The 17,012-nt window shown below is 64.0% G+C and carries 17 protein-coding genes; 9 read left to right on the forward strand and 8 right to left on the reverse strand.

The window, feature by feature from the left end; genetic code table 11:
* Positions 1–92: 92 nt before the first annotated feature.
* Positions 93–815, forward strand: a complete 723-nt coding sequence (locus ACH196_RS18305; protein WP_396648350.1) for a DUF1275 family protein — start codon at positions 93–95, stop codon at positions 813–815.
* A gap of 132 nt (positions 816–947) precedes the next feature.
* Here ACH196_RS18305 and ACH196_RS18310 read toward each other — a convergent pair whose 3' ends face one another.
* From ACH196_RS18310 to ACH196_RS18320, 3 genes are all read right to left on the reverse strand, one after another.
* A complete protein-coding gene (locus ACH196_RS18310; RefSeq protein WP_396648351.1) occupies positions 948–1,370 on the reverse strand; it encodes a hypothetical protein in 423 nt (140 codons plus the stop codon).
* A 646-nt stretch (positions 1,371–2,016) separates the two neighbouring features.
* Positions 2,017–2,217: a hypothetical protein gene (locus ACH196_RS18315; protein WP_396648352.1), complete on the reverse strand. Its 201-nt coding sequence runs from the start codon at positions 2,215–2,217 to the stop codon at positions 2,017–2,019.
* 255 nt (positions 2,218–2,472) lie between these two features.
* Entirely contained in the window at positions 2,473–3,960 is a 1,488-nt protein-coding gene (locus tag ACH196_RS18320; RefSeq protein ID WP_396648353.1) for a winged helix-turn-helix domain-containing tetratricopeptide repeat protein, read from the reverse strand.
* Between the two features lie 141 nt (positions 3,961–4,101).
* Between ACH196_RS18320 and ACH196_RS18325 the strand changes: the two genes are divergently transcribed.
* The gene (locus tag ACH196_RS18325) at positions 4,102–4,317 is read left to right on the forward strand and encodes a hypothetical protein (protein ID WP_396648354.1); all 216 of its coding nucleotides are present in this window, start codon (positions 4,102–4,104) and stop codon (positions 4,315–4,317) included.
* A 132-nt stretch (positions 4,318–4,449) separates the two neighbouring features.
* Here ACH196_RS18325 and ACH196_RS18330 read toward each other — a convergent pair whose 3' ends face one another.
* From ACH196_RS18330 to ACH196_RS18340, 3 genes are read right to left on the reverse strand one after another with little or no spacing between them, the layout of a single operon-like run.
* Positions 4,450–6,015: a DHA2 family efflux MFS transporter permease subunit gene (locus tag ACH196_RS18330; RefSeq protein ID WP_396648355.1), complete on the reverse strand. Its 1,566-nt coding sequence runs from the start codon at positions 6,013–6,015 to the stop codon at positions 4,450–4,452.
* A 14-nt stretch (positions 6,016–6,029) separates the two neighbouring features.
* Positions 6,030–7,202, reverse strand: a complete 1,173-nt coding sequence (locus tag ACH196_RS18335) for an HlyD family secretion protein (RefSeq protein ID WP_396648356.1) — start codon at positions 7,200–7,202, stop codon at positions 6,030–6,032.
* A gap of 60 nt (positions 7,203–7,262) precedes the next feature.
* Entirely contained in the window at positions 7,263–7,982 is a 720-nt protein-coding gene (locus tag ACH196_RS18340) for a helix-turn-helix domain-containing protein (protein WP_396648357.1), read from the reverse strand.
* A 450-nt stretch (positions 7,983–8,432) separates the two neighbouring features.
* On the opposite strand from ACH196_RS18340, the gene ACH196_RS18345 reads away from it, so the two are divergent.
* The 5 genes from ACH196_RS18345 to ACH196_RS18365 all read left to right on the forward strand — a co-directional run bounded on the left by ACH196_RS18345 (position 8,433) and on the right by ACH196_RS18365 (position 12,773).
* On the forward strand, positions 8,433–9,869 hold the full coding sequence (locus tag ACH196_RS18345) for an ATP-binding protein (RefSeq protein WP_396648358.1): 1,437 nt from the start codon (positions 8,433–8,435) through the stop codon (positions 9,867–9,869).
* Complete coding sequence (locus tag ACH196_RS18350; protein WP_396648359.1) at positions 9,869–10,525, forward strand: response regulator transcription factor; 657 nt, start codon at positions 9,869–9,871, stop codon at positions 10,523–10,525. Before ACH196_RS18345 ends, ACH196_RS18350 begins: the two co-directional genes overlap by 1 nt.
* Positions 10,526–10,747: 222 nt before the next feature.
* The gene (locus tag ACH196_RS18355; RefSeq protein WP_396648360.1) at positions 10,748–11,116 is read left to right on the forward strand and encodes a response regulator transcription factor; all 369 of its coding nucleotides are present in this window, start codon (positions 10,748–10,750) and stop codon (positions 11,114–11,116) included.
* A 116-nt stretch (positions 11,117–11,232) separates the two neighbouring features.
* The gene (locus ACH196_RS18360) at positions 11,233–12,000 is read left to right on the forward strand and encodes an alpha/beta fold hydrolase (protein WP_396648361.1); all 768 of its coding nucleotides are present in this window, start codon (positions 11,233–11,235) and stop codon (positions 11,998–12,000) included.
* Positions 12,001–12,068: 68 nt separating this feature from the next.
* Entirely contained in the window at positions 12,069–12,773 is a 705-nt protein-coding gene (locus tag ACH196_RS18365) for a fumarylacetoacetate hydrolase family protein (RefSeq protein ID WP_396648362.1), read from the forward strand.
* A 137-nt stretch (positions 12,774–12,910) separates the two neighbouring features.
* Here the strand turns inward: ACH196_RS18365 and ACH196_RS18370 are convergent, their stop codons facing one another.
* Positions 12,911–13,180, reverse strand: coding sequence for a hypothetical protein (locus ACH196_RS18370; RefSeq protein WP_396648363.1), 270 nt, complete (start codon positions 13,178–13,180; stop codon positions 12,911–12,913).
* Here ACH196_RS18370 and ACH196_RS18375 point away from each other — a divergent pair.
* Positions 13,179–13,352 (forward strand): hypothetical protein, encoded by a 174-nt coding sequence (locus ACH196_RS18375; RefSeq protein WP_396648364.1) that lies wholly within the window; start codon positions 13,179–13,181, stop codon positions 13,350–13,352. The two genes, ACH196_RS18370 and ACH196_RS18375, sit on opposite strands and share 2 nt — an antisense overlap.
* A complete protein-coding gene (locus ACH196_RS18380) occupies positions 13,342–14,856 on the forward strand; it encodes a malonyl-CoA synthase (protein WP_396648365.1) in 1,515 nt (504 codons plus the stop codon). The genes ACH196_RS18375 and ACH196_RS18380 overlap by 11 nt, the downstream gene beginning before the upstream one ends.
* A gap of 118 nt (positions 14,857–14,974) precedes the next feature.
* On the opposite strand, the gene ACH196_RS18385 is transcribed toward ACH196_RS18380, so the two are convergent.
* Positions 14,975–16,996 carry an aldo/keto reductase gene (locus tag ACH196_RS18385; protein WP_396648366.1) on the reverse strand — a complete coding sequence of 674 codons (2,022 nt, stop codon included), beginning with the start codon at positions 16,994–16,996 and terminating at the stop codon, positions 14,975–14,977.
* Between the last annotated feature and the right edge of the window lie 16 nt (positions 16,997–17,012).

A 17,012-nucleotide genomic window follows, 5' to 3' on the forward strand; every position in this document is an offset into this window, starting at 1 on the left:
ATATGGAAAGAACGGCGCCCGATCCCGTGTAAGGAGCGTTTTGCGCCGGCCGCGAGCTGTGCTGGCGCGCGAGGCAGGCCACGGGGACGATCATGAACCTTCAGTCGCACACCACAACCGGCGAGCCGGCCACGCGGCACGAGGCTCCGCACGATCTGGCGCTGCTGCTCCTGCTCAGCGCGACGGCCGGCGCGACCGATGCGATCGGATTCCTCGGCCTGCACGGCCTGTTCACCGCGCACATCACGGGAAATATCGTCGTGCTCACCAGCCATCTCGTCGCCGGCGGCGAGGCCGGCCTGGGGCAGTTGCTCGCGGTGCCGATGTTCATGGCGGTGGCAGCACTTGCCCGGCTGCTCGGCCTGGCGCTCGATCGGCGCCGGCAGTCCGCGCATGCATTCCTGGTGATTCAATTTGTCTTCCTGCTGGCGTTCCTGCTGCTCAGCCTTCCGCTTGGAGAATCCTACGGCATGAACGCGCCCTGGGCGGTGGCGGCCGGCATGTGCGGCGTTGCCGCGATGGCCGTCCAGACCGTGCTGGTGCAGACCTCGTTGCCGGGCGTTGCCTCGACATCCGTGCTGACCACCAATGTCGGGCGTTTCACCATCGCCGCCGTGGAAGCCACCGCCGGTCCGATGGAGAAACGGGCTGAAGCGCGCGGCAAGGTCGCGTCCACATTCCCCCAGATTTTCGGCTTCATCGTCGGCTGTGCGGCCGGCGGGGTACTGGAATGGCAGGTCGGGCTGTCGGCGCTGCTGCTGCCGATCCTGCTCAGCTTTTTGGCGCTGATCTGGTTTGTCCGCCGCGCGGGCTGAAGGCGCCTGCGCAGGTGAGCGGCTCCGCCGGCGGACGAGCGGCATTTACAGACAGCACGGATCGTCGCCGCGGGGCGGAAAAAATCCACGCGGCCGTCGATCTCAAGCTTGTTACGTCCGACAGGCGGTGTGTCATGACGTATCTCGCCGCGGCGGCTCCAGCGCGTAGAATGCCATGGCATTGGCGTGCGCCAGAATCTCGTCGACCTCGCGGATGTTCTTGCGGCGCGGTGCATCCGGATCGAAGCGCGGCAATCTTCCGCCGGGCGGCCGCCCGCGCCGGAGCGGCGAAAAACGCCGGAACCTGACCGAGCCCTGCTTGCCGCCTGCTGCCGCCGCGTCGCGGGCCGCTCTGTCGCGTTGAAGGGCCGCGTCGTTGCGCACCTTCCAGCGGGCGAAACGCTGCGCTTGGCCGGGAAGATCGTCGAGTGCCTGACCCAGCGCGTCCAGCCTGAGCGTCAGTTTCGCAGCATTCATCGGATCGTCGCGCGACGGCGGCGGCGGCAGGGGCGTGTACCGAGCATCGTCGTCGAGCGACCGGATGCGCGGGAACATAACGGCGGCGGATGCGGAACGGATATTTCAGAGGATCGAGCAGCGAAAGGTTTTGTCCGCGCGGCCTGGCGGCGCGGCGTTCGGCGGCTTTCATCTCGGCTTCGTAGCGGGCGAAGTCCTCGCGCGACAGGTTGACGGCAAGGCCGAGGCGGCGCATGGCGGCCACCGTGTCGGAAATTTTTGGTTTTGGCTTGCGCGGACGAAACGGCGGCAGCGTCACCACCATGCCTTGCGCCGCCGCGATGACGAGCCGCCGGGCGGCGGATTCGGCTGGGCGCAGCATGAGAAGAATGGCGCGGTAGAGGTGGCGCGGCAGGCAAAGCGCCGGCGACGGTTTGTTCCGCCCCGTCCTTCCCGCCCGTCCCGGTCTCGGAGCGACAGCGGCTTCCCCGAGCACCAGCGACAACGGCCTGCCAAACCCCATCTCGGCCATGCCGATGAGCATCAACAGGATATGCTTCAGCGCTGCCCGGTATCGCTCGATTGTCGCACTCGCATCTCCAAACTCCACCGCCGCCTCCTTCGAACACAGGCGGCAGGCATAATAGCACCAGTCAGCGTCCATGTAAATAATCCTAAGAAAATAATCCTATAAGCGGCATGCTCCTCCTGCACAACACTTTGGAAAAGCTTGACTTTTCGAGGTTCAGTGGCTTGCCCTCAGGACCTTCCCGGCCTGGGCGAAAGGTCCGTCGAAAAAGAATGTCATGCTTGTAAAGCCCAGCAGAAACAGAGAGTTGGTGGCAACCCTCGTGGAATTTTGCGTAACAAGCATGACCAAGGCGCTGGCAAGCCCGACATAAGCGGCGTCGGGATGATCATAGAATCCCCGGTGCAGTTTGCTCAATTCCGGTTCCTGCACAGCCGTCGCGGCAGGGCTCGACTCTGGAATTGAGGAATACCCAGTCTAGGTGATAACCCGGAAAACCCCCACTCCGGCCCTTCGGGCCACCTCTCCCCCTTGCAGGGGTAGAGGAAGCCAAGCTGTGGAAGCGCCGGCGTCCCGACCGCACCCTTCCTCTACCCTGCGAGGGGAGAGGTGGCCCGAAGGGCCGGAGTGGGTGCCTGGGAGCAAAACGGGCCGAGATTGGAACCGCTAGTATTACTCCTGGCCGTCGACGCGCCGCAGGATCGCGCGGTAACGGCTGCAGATCGCAGGATCTTTGAAGAAGTCCAGTTCCTTATCGACGATCTCGTCAAGGCTTAGTCCGGCATAGTGTGCCTTGACCTTTGCCAGGAGGTCTTGCGCTTGGCTGATTTCGTCCAGTTCGGAATGGCAGATGGTCAGACGAACGAGTGACCATGATGGCACGGTTGCCATTTTCGCAAAGCAGGCGATCGCCTCGCGGTATCGTTCGGCCGACGTGAGTATGGTGCCACGATAGTCGTCGTACCATCCCACGGCATACGGGTCGCGGCGCTGGGCTTCGGTGATCTCACCGAGCCCTTCCTCGGGCCTGTCCGTGTAGCTGAGGAAAAGAGCGCGGGTGCTGAGAATGAACGGATCGTTCGGATTGAGGGCGACGGCCCGATCGAGACTGATTTCGGCTTGCCTATACTGGCGCAGGAAGAAGTGGGCGAAGCCGGTAGCCAGATGCCCATAGGCCTCGTCGGGATCGAGCCGCAATGCGGTTCTTGCGATCTCCAGCCCGGAATGCAGATGACCGGGATTGTCGTAGTCCCAGTAGAACTTGAAGGACTCCACGAAGCTCAGCATGGCGTGGGCCGCCGCAAACCGCGGGTCGAGCTTGATCGCCTGGCGCAGGAAGGGCTCGGCCTCATGTGCCGTCTCATAGAAGGGCGCGAGTTGCAGCGCCCGCAGGTAAAACTCGTAGGCCGACATGTTGTCGGTCGGCCGCGCCCTGGCGCGCGATGAAATCGCGGTTCTGGCCTGCCGGGCGAGACGTGCCGCGATCATCTGGGTGATCTCGTCCTGGATGGCGAAGATGTCGTCGAGCTGGCGGTCGTAGTGCTCGCCCCAGACATGCGCCATTGAGGACGCATCGGTTAGCTGCACGGTGACCCTGATCCGGTTGCCGATCTTGCGCACGCTGCCGTCGACGACGTACTGGACGCCGAGCTTTTCCGCCACCTCGGCCAGGTCGTTCGCCTTGCCGCGAAACTGGAAGGAGGAGTTCCGCGCAATGACCAGAAACTCCTTGAACCTGCCGAGCCCGGCGATGATGTCTTCGGTGATCCCGTCGCTGAAGAAGTCCTGCTCACGGTCGCCGCTCATGTTGTCGAAGGGGAGAACGGCGATGGACGCCCTGGACGGCGCCGTAGCCTCTGCCATAGCCACAAAGGGCTTGGGGCCGGCATATTTATAGCCGCGGCCATGTACGGTTGCGATCATCTCGGCGGACAGCAGCCGTCGCAGCGCCGAAATGTGGACCTGCAGCGTGTTCTCTTCCACCACCAGGCCGGGCCAGACCGCATCGAAGAGTTCGGTCTTGCCGACCACCTCATCCGGCCTGTCGAGCAATAGGGCGAGGATGTCGAAGGAACGCGCCGAAAGCTCCACCGGCCCGCTCGGGCCCAGCAGCAGCCGTTCGGCGCGTTTCAGACGATAGTTCCCAAACTCCAGGTCCATCGGCAGAGAAACCATCCCTCGTGGGCAAGATAATTCAAGATGACCCTGAAGGCGAACTTCAGGGCTGTTCAGGACTCTTCAGGTCCGCGCCAAGGACCTGACCGGAAAGCGATGTCATCCTCATTATCACAGGAGGACACCATGACCGACATGTCCACCACCACCCCGACCACCATTCGACGCCTTACCCTGCCACGGCCAAGCTTTCCGTGGCTTGCAATCGGCGCAACGCTCGCCGCCATATGCGGTGTAATGGGCAACGCATTCAAAATGGCCTACGTGGACCCCTACGCCAGTCACGGTCGTCAGCCGGTCGTTCCGGACGATGATCTGGAAGGGCGCGATCCCACCTGGTGATCCGCAGGTCTTCAACGCGTGGTTTGGCGCGACCATCCGGTAAGCGCGGGATATCCGTCTTGGGTCATGCGCGGCCCGGTCGTCCGATGGGCGGACGCCAGCGCGTTGGGCGGCAGACCGAACTGTCGGCCGTCACACGGCAGGGCGCTTGCGTGTCAGAACCACGGCCACTGCCGCCACCAGCAGCACCAGCCCCATGATGTAGAACGTATCGGAAAACGCCATGACCAGGGACTGCTGCGCGACGAGCTTGCCGAGCAGGATCTCGGCCTGATGGTGCGCGAGGTCCTGGTCGGAGATGCCGTGCGACAGGAAATAGGCCTGCAGCCTGGCGAGGAACTGCTGGACGTTCTCGCCATAGGGTGTGACCGACTGGCCGATGATGTTGGAATGGAACTGCTCGCGCTTGGTGATGATGGTGGCGAGCACCGCCGTGCCCACCGCGCCGCCAAGGGTGCGCATCATGTTGAAGAGGCCCGCGGCCGCGCCCGACAGCTCCTTCGGAATGCCGGCCGTTGTTATACCGGCCAGCGGCGCGAGCACGACGGCCTGGCCGAACGCGCGCACGATGTTGGTGGTCATGAACTGGTCTCCGCCATTGTCGAAGCTGAGATGCGTGTTCAGGAAGAAGCTGGTGGCGAAGATGACCAGCCCGGTGCAGACGATGAGGCGGGCGTCAAAATGCTTCTGCAGCAGCGGCACGAACGGGATGATGAGCAGTTGCGGTAGTCCCGCCCAGGCCAGCACGAGACCGATCTGCTCGGCATTGTAGCCCTGGACCCGGTCGAGATAGGCGGGCAGCACATAGACCGAACCGAACAACGCGAAGCCGACGGTCACGTTGGCGATTGTGCCGAGCGCAAAATTGCGATGGGCGAGAAGGCGCAACCGAACGGCAGGCTTTTCGATCGTCAGTTCGATGGCCACGAAGATCGCCAGGGCGACGGCGGCGATGATCGACAGCCGGACGATCAGTGGCGACCCGAACCAGTCGTCCTTGTTGCCTTCGTCGAGCACGGTCTGCAGGCAGGCGAGGCCGACCACCATGAAGGCGATGCCCCACCAGTCGCCTTCCCTAAGCAAGGCGAGGTTCATCTTCGCCCGTTCAAGCGTCGGATAGAGGAGGCCCAGCATCAGGGCCCCGGGCACGATGTTGACGAAGAAGATGTATTGCCAGCCATAGTTCTCGGTGAGGAAGCCGCCGATGGTCGGGCCGATGGAGGGTCCGAAGGTTGCGGTCAGGGCGAAGGCGGCGAGCCCCATCGGCTGCTGGCGCGGCGGCAGCGTCGTCAGCACCCGGGTGAAGGCCATCGGGATCATCACGCCGCCGCTGAAACCTTGCAGCCCGCGCAGCACGATCATCTGGCTGAGGTTTTCGGCGAAGGCACAGGCGATGGAGAAGATCAGGAACAGGATGACATTGCCGATCAGGAAGCGGCGGAAGGTGAAGACGCGGCTGAGATAGTCGGTCAGCGGGATCATGATGATCTCGCCGATCAGGTAGGAGGTCGAGATCCATGTGCCGTTGTCGATGCCGGTGCCTATGCCGCCTTCGATCTCTGGGAGCGAGGAGTTGGTGATCTGGATGTCGAGCACCGCGATCAGCGCGCCGACCATGCAGCCGAAAACGGAAATCCAGGCCCGCAGGCTGGCGCCTTCCTGGGCAGGAGGCGCGGCCGCATAGGTGATGTCAGCCATGGCCGTGCTCCCTGCTATCTCGAGGCTGTCTCTACGGGCGGCTTGATGTCGATCGTCGCCGTCACCGACATGCCGGGCAGCAGACGGCCGGCCAGCGGGTCGGTGCGGTCGATGGCGATCTTCACCGGAATGCGCTGGACGATCTTGGTGAAATTGCCGGTGGCGTTGTCCGGCGGCAGCAAGGCGAATTCCTGACCGCTGGCCGGCGCGACGCTGTCGACCGTGCCGCGCACCGAGACGCCGTCGAAGGTGTCGACGTCGATGCTGACCGGCTGGCCCGGCACGACATCGGCGAGCTGCGTCTCCTTGTAGTTGGCGACGATGTAGGCCTGGGCGAGCGGGACCACCGCCAGCAACTGCATGCCGGGCTGGACGTAGAGCCCAACCCTCAGTTGACGCGCGCCGACCACGCCGTCCACAGGCGCGCGCAGCACCGTGTAGCCGAGATTGAGCTCGGCCTGGTCGAGCACCGCCTGATTGTGCTGGAGCGTGGCGTTGGCCTCGGCGAGCTGGGCGTTGAGCGTCTCGATCTCGGTCTGAGCCGCTTGCAGCGCCGCCTTGTCCTTGGCCACAACAGCGTTGGCGGAGGCGATCTGCGAGGCGGCCTGCTGCGCGTCCTGCACTGTTCCGTATCCGGTCTTGGCCAGCGTGCCGAAGCGCTGGTTGTTCTGATCGGCATAGACGGCCGTCGCCTCGTCGGCCTTGATCGTGGCGTTCGCCTCGTCGATCAGGGCGTTCTGCTCGTCGAGCTCAGCCTTGATGCTGCCGATCGCCGCCTGCGCCACGGCGACATCGGCCTTGGCCTGGTCGACGGCGGCCTGGTAGTCGCGCTGGTCGATGACCGCCAGCACGTCGCCGGCCTTCACCGGCTGGTTGTCGGCGACCGAGACGGTGGCGAGGTAACCGGTGACCTTCGGGGCGATGGTGACGACATCCGCCTGGACATAGGCGTCGTCGGTCGATTCCTGGAAACGCCAGACCGTCCAGTATTGCTCGCCGGCATAGGCAATGGCGCACAGCGCCAGCACCGTGGCCGAGCCGAGTAGAACGCGCCGCAGCCGACGCGGACGCGCTTGCACCGGCGCAGGAGGCGCTTGCACGGGCGGAGCAGGAGCTTGCACGGGCGGAGGAGGGGCGAGCGCAACGGCGCCCGTCTTTAGGCTCGCAGGGTGGACGACGACGTTCATGAGACTTCCCCATCGATTGACGAATGCGTGGGCGCGAATGCCTGCGTTGAAACGTGACGCTCAGGCGAAGCGGTTATCCGCGCGCCAGCGGCCCGGCGTGCTGCCGACGAATTTCTTGAAGACGGTGGTGAAGTGGGCCTGGGTCTGGAAACCGACGTCGAGGGCGATGTTGACCAGCGTCTCCTCGGTCCGCGACAGCAGTTCCTTGGCCCGGTCTATCCGCCGCTTCAGCAGATAGTCGTGGGGGCGCTGGCCGGTCGCGGCGCGGAAGCGGGCGGCGAAATACATGCGGCTGAGCCCGGCGGCGCGCGCCAGGTCGGCCAGCGAGACGGCCTCGCCGAGGTTCTCGTCGATATGGGCGAGCACGCGCTTCAGCCGCCACTTCTGCAGGGCCTCGGTGGATTCGGACTGTTCGCTAGAACGCAGCTTGAGCCAGCGGGCGGCAAGCGCCACGCGGATGGCGTCGTCATAGGCGCCGTCGTCATCGCTCTCACCGCTGCCGGAGCGGCCGAGCTGGTCGAACAGACGCTGCATGACCGGATCGGAGGCCATGGCTTCCGAAGTCGCGGGCGCGTCGAAGTCGAGGCCGGCGCCGTTTGCCGCATCGGCCGACAGCGACAGCACGACACCCATATGCGGGAGGCCGACTTTGACGCTGGCCTGGGGATTGCGGGGCAGGGACGGCGTATCGTCCATAACACGGGCATTCGCGGCGAGCAGGCCGGCCGGAGCGGAATGGACTGAAGCGGCCGAGGCGCTGGTGAATGGGCTGATGGGCATGTCCGATCTCCCTCAATGATCCTGGGATGAATTCCCTGGGATTTCCGACCGGGGGGTTTTCGGGGAAAGCGGGCTGGCTTCCTCTGTGAACCCTGTTCGGAAACTCCGGTGATTGCAGTCTCAAGATATTTCCGGGGCTGAATTGCTCAATTATACCGGGGTTTCGTGGCCCATCTGATGGGTTGGAGCACCCCAAACCTTGGTATGGTCGCCGCTCTGCCCAGGTCCATTCCGGACGGGATTCGGTGAGACGTGCCTTCGCGAAAGACGTTTTGCGCCGGGCATCGAAAAAGCAGGCCGAACGCGACGAAAGCGAGCCGAGGCGAGTGCGCCGGCTCGTCGATCCGGTTAGCGAACGATCCCGATCCCGGGAAGGAGTGACCGCCTGTGGCCGCCTTGCGAGATATGATGATATTGCGTTTGTTGAAGGGAAAACGCAGGAAAAGCCGCATGCCTATCCATGTGTCCGCGCACGCCCAGTCGACCGCCAAGGGGGTGGCGGCGATCCTGCTGACGATCGCCATCTTCGTCGTCGACGCGCTGACCCCGCTGGGGATCGCGATCGCGGTGCTCTACGCGCTGGTCATCATCCTCGGCGCAGCGTCGCTCGACCGGCGCGGATTGATCGCGGTATCGGTCCTGTGCGTGGTCTTTACGATCCTGGCCTTCGTGTTCGGACACGGTGACACGTTCGACACCGATGCCGCGATCCGCTGCGCCATCAGCCTCTGCGCGATCATCGTCACGACGCTGCTGTCGCTGAAGAACCAGCAAGCCATGTTGCAGCTCAAGGACCAGGCGGCGCTGCTTGACCTGACCCACGACGCGATCTTCGTGCGCGATCCCGCGGACACCATCACCTACTGGAATCGTGGTTCCGAACTGCTGTATGGATGGCCGGCCGAGGACGCTGTCGGGCGCAAGGCGGCCGAACTCTTGAAAACGCGATTCCCTATAGAGCTGGCTCGGCTGCAGGCAGAACTTCTGGAAACCGGACGCTGGGAGGGCGAGCTCTCCCACACACGGCGCGACGGTGCCGAACTCAAGGTCGTGAGCCGCTGGTCTCTGCATCGGGACCCACGCGGCAAGCCGGCGGCGACCATGGAAACCAACAGCGACATCACCGAACACCGCGAGGCCGAGAGCGCCCTGCACAAGGCGCAGGCGGAGCTGTCCCATGTTTCCCGCGTCACCACGCTTGGCGAGCTTGCGGCGTCGATCGCCCACGAGACAAACCAGCCTCTGGCCGCCGTCGTTACCAACGGGGACGCCGGGCTGCGCTGGCTGTCGCGGGAGCCGCCGAATATCGACGCGGCGCGGATGTCGCTGGAGAAGATAATCACCAATGCGCGGCGGGCAAGCGACGTCATCGCCCGGCTGCGCGCCCTGGCGCGGCGGTCGGAAGCCGAGCATCTGCCGCTCGATCTCAACGAGGCCGTCGACGACACGCTGTTTCTGGTTCAGCGCGAACTCGCCGAGAGGCGCGTCGATCTCGACCTTTCCTTCGATCCTACCTTGCCGACCGTGCTGGGCGACCGCGTGCAGCTCCAGCAGGTGATCATCAACCTGGTGATGAATGCGCTGCAGGCCATGGACGACGTCAGCGGCTCCCGCCGGCTGCGCATTGCCACACGCCGCGAGACGGCCGAGAACGACCAGAACGTCGCTCTGGAAGTGACGGATTCCGGCACCGGGTTCGACGCGGAAATGGCAGGCAAGCTGTTCAACCCCTTCTACAGCACAAAGCCCGATGGCATGGGCATGGGGCTTTCGATCAGCCGTTCGATCGTCGAGGCCCATCACGGCCAGATATCGGCCTCGGCCGGCGAGGGCGGCGGCGCCACTTTCACCGTGCGGTTGCCTGTTGCCGCCACAGGAGATGCCTGATGCCCGGTTCGCCAAAACCTCCCAAGGCCGAGGAGCCGGTCCGCTCGATGGTGATCGTGGTCGACGACGACGCCGACCTGCGCGACGCGCTCTCCAATCTGTTCCAGTCGGTCGGAATGGAGGTCTCGGTGTTTGGTTCGGCGCCGGAACTGCTGCGGGCCAAGCTGCCGGACGTGCCGAGCTGCCTGGTGCTCGACATACGCCTGCCCGGCGTCAGCGGCCTCGACTTCCAGGGCCAGCTTGCCAGGCTCGAAATCCATCTTCCCATCGTCTTCATGACCGGCCATGGCGATATCCCGATGTCGGTGCGCGCCATGAAGGCCGGCGCCGTCGATTTTCTGGCCAAACCGTTCCGCGACCAGGACATGCTGGATGCGGTCGCCGTGGCCATAGAGCGGGACCGAGAGCGCCGGGTGACGCGACAGTCGGCCGGCCTGCTGCGCGAGCGCTACGCCGCGCTGACCCCGCGCGAGTCCGAAGTCATGAAATATGTGACGAAGGGCCTGCTGAACAAGCAGATCGCCGGCGAGATGGACCTCGCCGAAATCACCGTGAAGATCCATCGCGGCAACATGATGCGCAAGATGCAGGCGGGCTCCGTGGCCGACCTGGTCCGCATGGCCGAGAGCCTCGGCATCCACAAGAGCCTGCCTTGAAATTCGTGATGGCGGTCTGCAAATGGCGATTTTCTGCGCTTCGATGCTCGAAAATCGCCATTTTCGACTCGCCCTGACGAATTTCAAAACAGGCTCCAGGGGATAAGCCGGACAAACCACCGTATAAGTTTCGCGGCTGGCCAAATTGCCCCATCCTAAGCGCACGGCTGAACAGCCCCGGACCGATGCGCAGGCATCGGCAAAAGCAAGAAAGTACAGAAAGTGCCGACGATCACGATTATCGACGACGACGACGAAGTTCGCGTCGCGACGGAGAATCTTATCCAATCCTATGGGTTGGATGCCCAGACCTTCACGTCGGCGGAAGCGTTCCTGGAATCGCCGATGGTCGACCGCACGGCCTGCCTCATCACCGACGTGCAGATGCCAGGCATGAGCGGCATCGATCTGCACCGGGCGCTGCGGGCGCGGGGCTGCGCGGTCCCGATGATCTTCATCACGGCTTTTCCAGAGGAAAGGCTGCGCCGGCAGGCCGAAGCCGCCGGCGCCTTCGGGTTCCTGAGCAAGCCTTTCGAGGCGGCGTCGCTGATGTCCTGCGTCGGCAAGGCGCTGGGGCAGCAACTGTCCTGACGAAGAGTTTGGTCGCCGCGAACCGAGGCGTGCAAAGTTGAAAAAAGGGTTTGTCGAGGAAATATTTCCGGCGCTGCCAATCGTATTCGTCGGAAAATCAACCGGGAGTGACGATCATGAACAAGCACGCAATCAAACTGGCGGTCGCGGCCGCTCTTTCGACCGTCTCGCTGGCGGTTCCGGCGCATGCCGATCCGGTCAAGAACATCGTGCTGGTGCACGGCGCCTGGGTGGACGGCTCGGGCTGGAAGCCGGTCTACGACATCCTCGTCAAGGACGGGTTCCGCGTCAGCATGGTGCAGGAGCCCGAGACCTCCTTTGCCGATGACGTGGCTGCAACGAAGCGCGTCCTCGACCTGCAGGACGGCCCGACGCTGCTGGTCGGCCACAGCTATGGCGGCTCGGTCGTCACCGAGGCCGGCGTCCACCCGAAGGTTGCCGGGCTGGTCTATGTCGCGGCCCATGCGCCGGATGTCGGCGAGGACGAGAGCGATCTCGGCAAGAAGACCCCGAGCGTGCTTGCCGGAACCGCCGGCGCCATCGAGAAGACGGCGGATGGCTATACCTATCTCGATCCTTCGGAATTCCCGAAACTGTTCGCCCCCGACCTGCCGCACGAGCAGGCTACATTCATGGCGCGCTCGCAGGTTCTGACCGCTGCCTCGGTCTTTGCCACGCCGCTGACCGCTGCCGCCTGGAAGACTAGGCCGAGCTGGGCGATCGTCGCGGGCGACGACAAGATCATCAATCCCGATCTCGAACGCTGGTACTACGCCCGTGCCAACAGTAAGACGACCGAGATCAAAGGCGCCAGCCACGCCGCCTACGAATCCCGTCCGAAGGAAGTGGCTGCGGTGATCGAGCAGGCCGCGCGCAGCTTGTAGCAATAATTGCACCGAAATGCGCTTGGGACCCGCGAGGCGAAGGTCGAATTCTACGCAGGAGCAAGACAGTGAACATCAAGGCCGCGGCCGCCAACTACGTCATCGAACCGGCAGCGATCCCGGCCATTCCCATCGCCGGGTCGGACCAGCTTTTCCCGGTGCACCGTGTCTATTGCGTCGGCCGCAACTACGCGGCGCATGCGGTCGAGATGGGGCACGACCCGAACAAGGATCCGCCCTTCTTCTTCCAGAAGAACGCCGACAATCTCGACACCAGCGGGGAGTTCCCTTACCCGCCGGCTTCCAGCGACGTGCATCACGAGATCGAGATGATCGTCGCGCTGAAAAGCGGCGGCGTCGACATCCCCGTCGAAAAGGCTCTCGACTGCGTCTACGGCTACGGCGTCGGCCTCGACATGACGCGGCGCGACCTGCAGGGCAAGGCCAAGGACATGGGCCGTCCGTGGGAAGTCGGCAAGGCCTTCGAGCAGTCGGCGCCCTGCGCGGCGCTGGTGCCGGCGTCGAAGGTCGGTCACCTGTCGGCGGGCGCGATCTGGCTGGACGTCAATGGCGAACGCAGGCAGACGGGCGACCTCGACCAGATGATCTGGAAAGTCCCGGAGATGATCAGCTATCTGTCCGGTCTGTTCCGCCTGGCGCCGGGCGACATCATCATGTCGGGAACGCCGTCAGGCGTCGGTGCGATCAAGCGCGGCGACGTGATGAAGGGTCATGTCGATGGTATCGGCGACATCGAGGTTCGCGTCGTCTGACGCTGTATCGATCTCAAGACGGCTAGCCGTCGGCGCCGATGCGCCGGCAGTTGCCCGGAGGCGGCTACGCTTTCGCGAGGGGAGCCGATGTGAACGATGAACTGGCAATGGAATCAGGCCCGTTCCTGCGGCCGGACTCAAGCACCGGCGGGCTCTGTGGAGGCGCGCCTCCACATCGATCGGGCCGTGCCTTTCTGGATCAATTTGCCGGTCTGGTTGACCACGCTGATGTCGCGGTCGACGATGTAGCGGCTGCCGTCGCTGGTCAGCTTCTTCGCCGATATCTTCACCTCGATGTGAAGCGTATCACCGACGAAGATGGGTGCGAGGTATGACCATTCCTTTATACCCAGAGCGCCGGTCGCCGACTTGTCCGAAAAAGGGCGTTCCGGCGCTCGCACCCTCATGGAGAATTATCGCTACGCCACCGCCGACATCGAGGCCAACCACGAGGCCTATGCCGAGCGCGGGATTGTCGTTGCCTCGCCGGGCGTGAAGGATATTCTCAGGAAGTTTATGGCAAGGGCGAGAAACAGCCAGATGCTCACCCACCAGTCCCAGAAAAATCATGTCGCATAATTTGTTCTCCCAGATTTTCTCGCGGGTGGCCGATCTGGACGCACCCTTCATGCGGACCGCCGAGGGCCGCGTGATACCCTATCGCGAGGCATTCGCTCTTTCCGCGCGCTATGCGAACGTGCTGCGCAACAAGGGCGTCGTGATCGGAGACAGGGTCGCGGCACAGGTCGAGAAGTCACCCGAGGCGATCATCCTCTACCTTGCCTGCCTGCGCGTCGGCGCCGCCTTCCTGCCGCTCAACACGGCCTACACGACGGCCGAGGTCGAATATTTCATCGGCGATGCGTCGCCCCCCATTTTCGTCTGCGATCCGGGAAAGCAGGAAGAGCTTGCCCCCCTTTCCACCAGGCACGGCGTCGCGTCGCTGCTGACGCTGGGCACCAAAGGCGATGGCACGCTGCCGGAACTGGCTGCCGGCGCGGAGGACAATTATCCGACCGCCGCGGTCGAAGCGAGCGATCTTGCGGCGATGCTCTACACCTCCGGCACCACGGGGCGCTCCAAGGGTGCAATGCTGACTCATTCCAACCTGTCGTCGAACGCGCGCACCCTCGTCGACTATTGGCAGTTCAGCAAGGACGACGTGCTGCTGCACGCGCTGCCGATCTTCCACACGCACGGCCTGTTCGTCGCCACCAACGTCATCCTGTTTGCCGGCGCGTCGATGATCTTCCTGCCGAAATTCGATGTGGAGACGATCCGCAAGGAATTGCCGAGCACCACCACCCTGATGGGCGTGCCGACCTTCTACACGCGGCTGGTGAAGGAGAATTGGCTCAATCGCGAAAACACCAACCATATGCGGCTGTTCATCTCCGGGTCGGCGCCGCTGCTCGCCGAGACGCATCGGCAATGGACCAGCCGCACGGGCCACCACATTCTCGAGCGCTATGGCATGACCGAGACGAACATGATCACGTCCAATCCCTATGACGGCGAGCGGGTTCCCGGCGCGGTCGGCTTCCCCTTGCCTGGCGTCAACGTGCGCATCACCCATCTCGAGAGCGGCGAGGTCATTGCCGCGAACCAGGTGGGCATGATCGAGGTGAAAGGCCCCAACGTCTTCAGGGGCTACTGGCGCATGTCCGACAAGACGCGCGCCGAGTTCCGCGAGGACGGCTACTTCATCACCGGGGATCTGGGTGTGGTGGATGACCGCGGTTACGTCTCGATCGTCGGCCGCAACAAGGACCTGGTCATCACCGGCGGATACAATGTCTATCCAAAGGAGATCGAGACCGAGATCGACGGACTGGACGGCGTCAACGAAAGCGCCGTGATCGGCCTGCCACACGCCGATTTCGGCGAGGCCGTGACGGCCATCGTGGTGCTCGAACCCGGAGGTTCGCTGACGGAGACCGCGGTGCTGAAGGCGCTCGACGGTCGTCTGGCGAAATACAAGCTGCCGAAGCGCGTACTCTTCGATGCGGCATTGCCGCGCAATACGATGGGCAAGGTGCTCAAGGCCGATCTCAGGAAGAAATACGAAGCACTTTACAAGTAGGCCATTCAGGCGGCGCTTTTGCAGTCCGCCTTCACCGCCTGTCCCACCGCTCCAGGTGAAAGTCACGGGGGTCTGCGACATCGTCGCTCGCCCCGGCCTCGGCAAGATCGCCGTCGGATCAGGAGACGAGCCCAGCCCCATCCAGCCAATTGAGATCATCCGGGGACAGCGCGATATCAAGCGCCTTCAGGCTGTCGTCCAACTCATCCAGCCTGCGCGGGCCGATCAATGGAACGGATGGGAAGGGCTGCGCCAGAACATAGGCGAGCGCAACGTGGATCGGGCTCTTTCCCAGTCTGCGCGCCAGTTCGATCGCGCGGTCGCGCCGGCCGAAATTCCGCTCCGAGTACCAAACCCGCACCAATTCCTCATCGTCGCGTCTGTCGCGTCCTGCCCTCTCGGTAAAGAAGCCACGCCCCTGGCTCGACCAGGCAAAATTTGGCATCTGACGAGCTTTCAGCCAGGCTTTCCATGCATCGGTCGAGGAGGTCACGCAGCCCGGCCAGATTGGCTCCAGCATTTCGGCCAGCGAAAAATTGTTGGAAAGCGCGCCGGGCTTCTGCTTGCCGGTGCGCTCGGCATAGGCGATCGCCTCGTCCATGCGCTCCATCGTCCAGTTCGAGCCGCCGAACGGCCCGCGGATGCGCCCGGCCTTGACCTCCCGGTCCATCGCGTCGACGAATTCGCCGACCGGCACGTCAATGTTGTCGCGATGCATGAAGTAGATGTCGACATGGTCGGTCCTGAGCCGGTCCAGCGACTGGCTGAGCTGCTTGCCGATCATGTCGGGATAACAGAGCGGCGTGTGTGCGCCCTTGCCGATGACGACCGACTGTTCGCGTACGCCGCGATTTGTCAGCCAGTCGCCCAGGAGCTTCTCCGTATAGCCGGCGCCATAGACGTAAGCCGTGTCGAACAGATTGCCGCCCGCCTCGAAAAAGGCGTCCAGCAGGATCGCACCGGACGAGAAGGTGCGGAAATCCTCGAAGCCGAGCGCCAGAACCGAAGTCGGCCGCGCCAGGCCGGGAATACTGCGTTTGGGTATGGTGGCGCCGCCCGACCGCAGCGGCCGGCCGGCGATCGTATTCACCCGGCGTTCGGCTTTCTCGATCCCGTATTCGAGCCCGACCGCCGCGCGCCATTTGTCGAGCACGCGCAGAGTGCCGAGGCTGTCGTCCCAGCCCATGCCCGGCCAGGCGAATTCCTGACGGCCGGCCAGGATCGCCTCGCCGGCGCCATCGACCTCAAACGAATAGAGGTGGCGCGTTTCGTTCACGCTGATCGTCTCGCGCTTGCCGTCGGCGGTGATCACGTCGATCCTGCCGAGCCCGACATCGCGGTTGCCGCCGGCGAACCAGAAGTCCGGCACCTCGATCCGGCCCCGCGTGCCGAGGATGTGCAGTACATTGTCCTGGTTGAGCGAGATGCTGCACGAAACCTCGGCCACGACGCCGTCGGGAAAATGCAGCAACGCCGAGGCCCATTCGTCGACGCCAGACTGGCCGAGATGCGCGACGCCGAACACCTTGTCCGGTTCGGCAAACGGCTTTCCAATCGCCGCGCCGGCGACCAGGCGCGCCATCGAGACGGGATAGCCACCGACATCCAGAATGCCGCCGCCGGCAAGGTCGTTCGCATAGAGCCGATGCTCCGGCATGAAGCCAGGCATGGCGAAGCCGAAACTCGACTTGATCATGCGAACTTCGCCGATGAGGCCCGATTGGATCAGTTCCACCAGCTTCAGCGTCTGCGGGTGCAGACGGTACATGAAGGCTTCGCCCAGAAAAGTGCCCGCCTTGCGCGCAGCGTGCATGATCGCGTCGGCCTCGAAGGCGGTGAGCGCAAGCGGCTTCTCGCAAAGCACGTGCTTTCCCGCTTCCGCCGCCTTGATCGCCCATTCGGCATGACCCGGATGCGGGGTCGAAATGTAGATCGCGTCGACCTCCGGGTCCGCGAGCAGGGCGTCGTAGCCGGCGAGGATGCGTGCGCCGGGGAAGGTCTCGGCGAGGCCGGGCCTTCCGGGGTCGCGCGTCCCCAGCGCAACCAGCGTCCCGGTCCGCGAGCCGGCAACACCGCCGGCAAAGGCTTTGGCGATGCCTCCGGGCGCGAGGATGCCCCAGCGGATTTTCTCAGCGTTCATGTCATGGTTCCTTCCA

Source organism: Mesorhizobium sp. IMUNJ 23232 (assembly GCF_044326205.1).
In the GTDB taxonomy this organism is placed as follows: Bacteria; Pseudomonadota; Alphaproteobacteria; order Rhizobiales; family Rhizobiaceae; genus Kumtagia.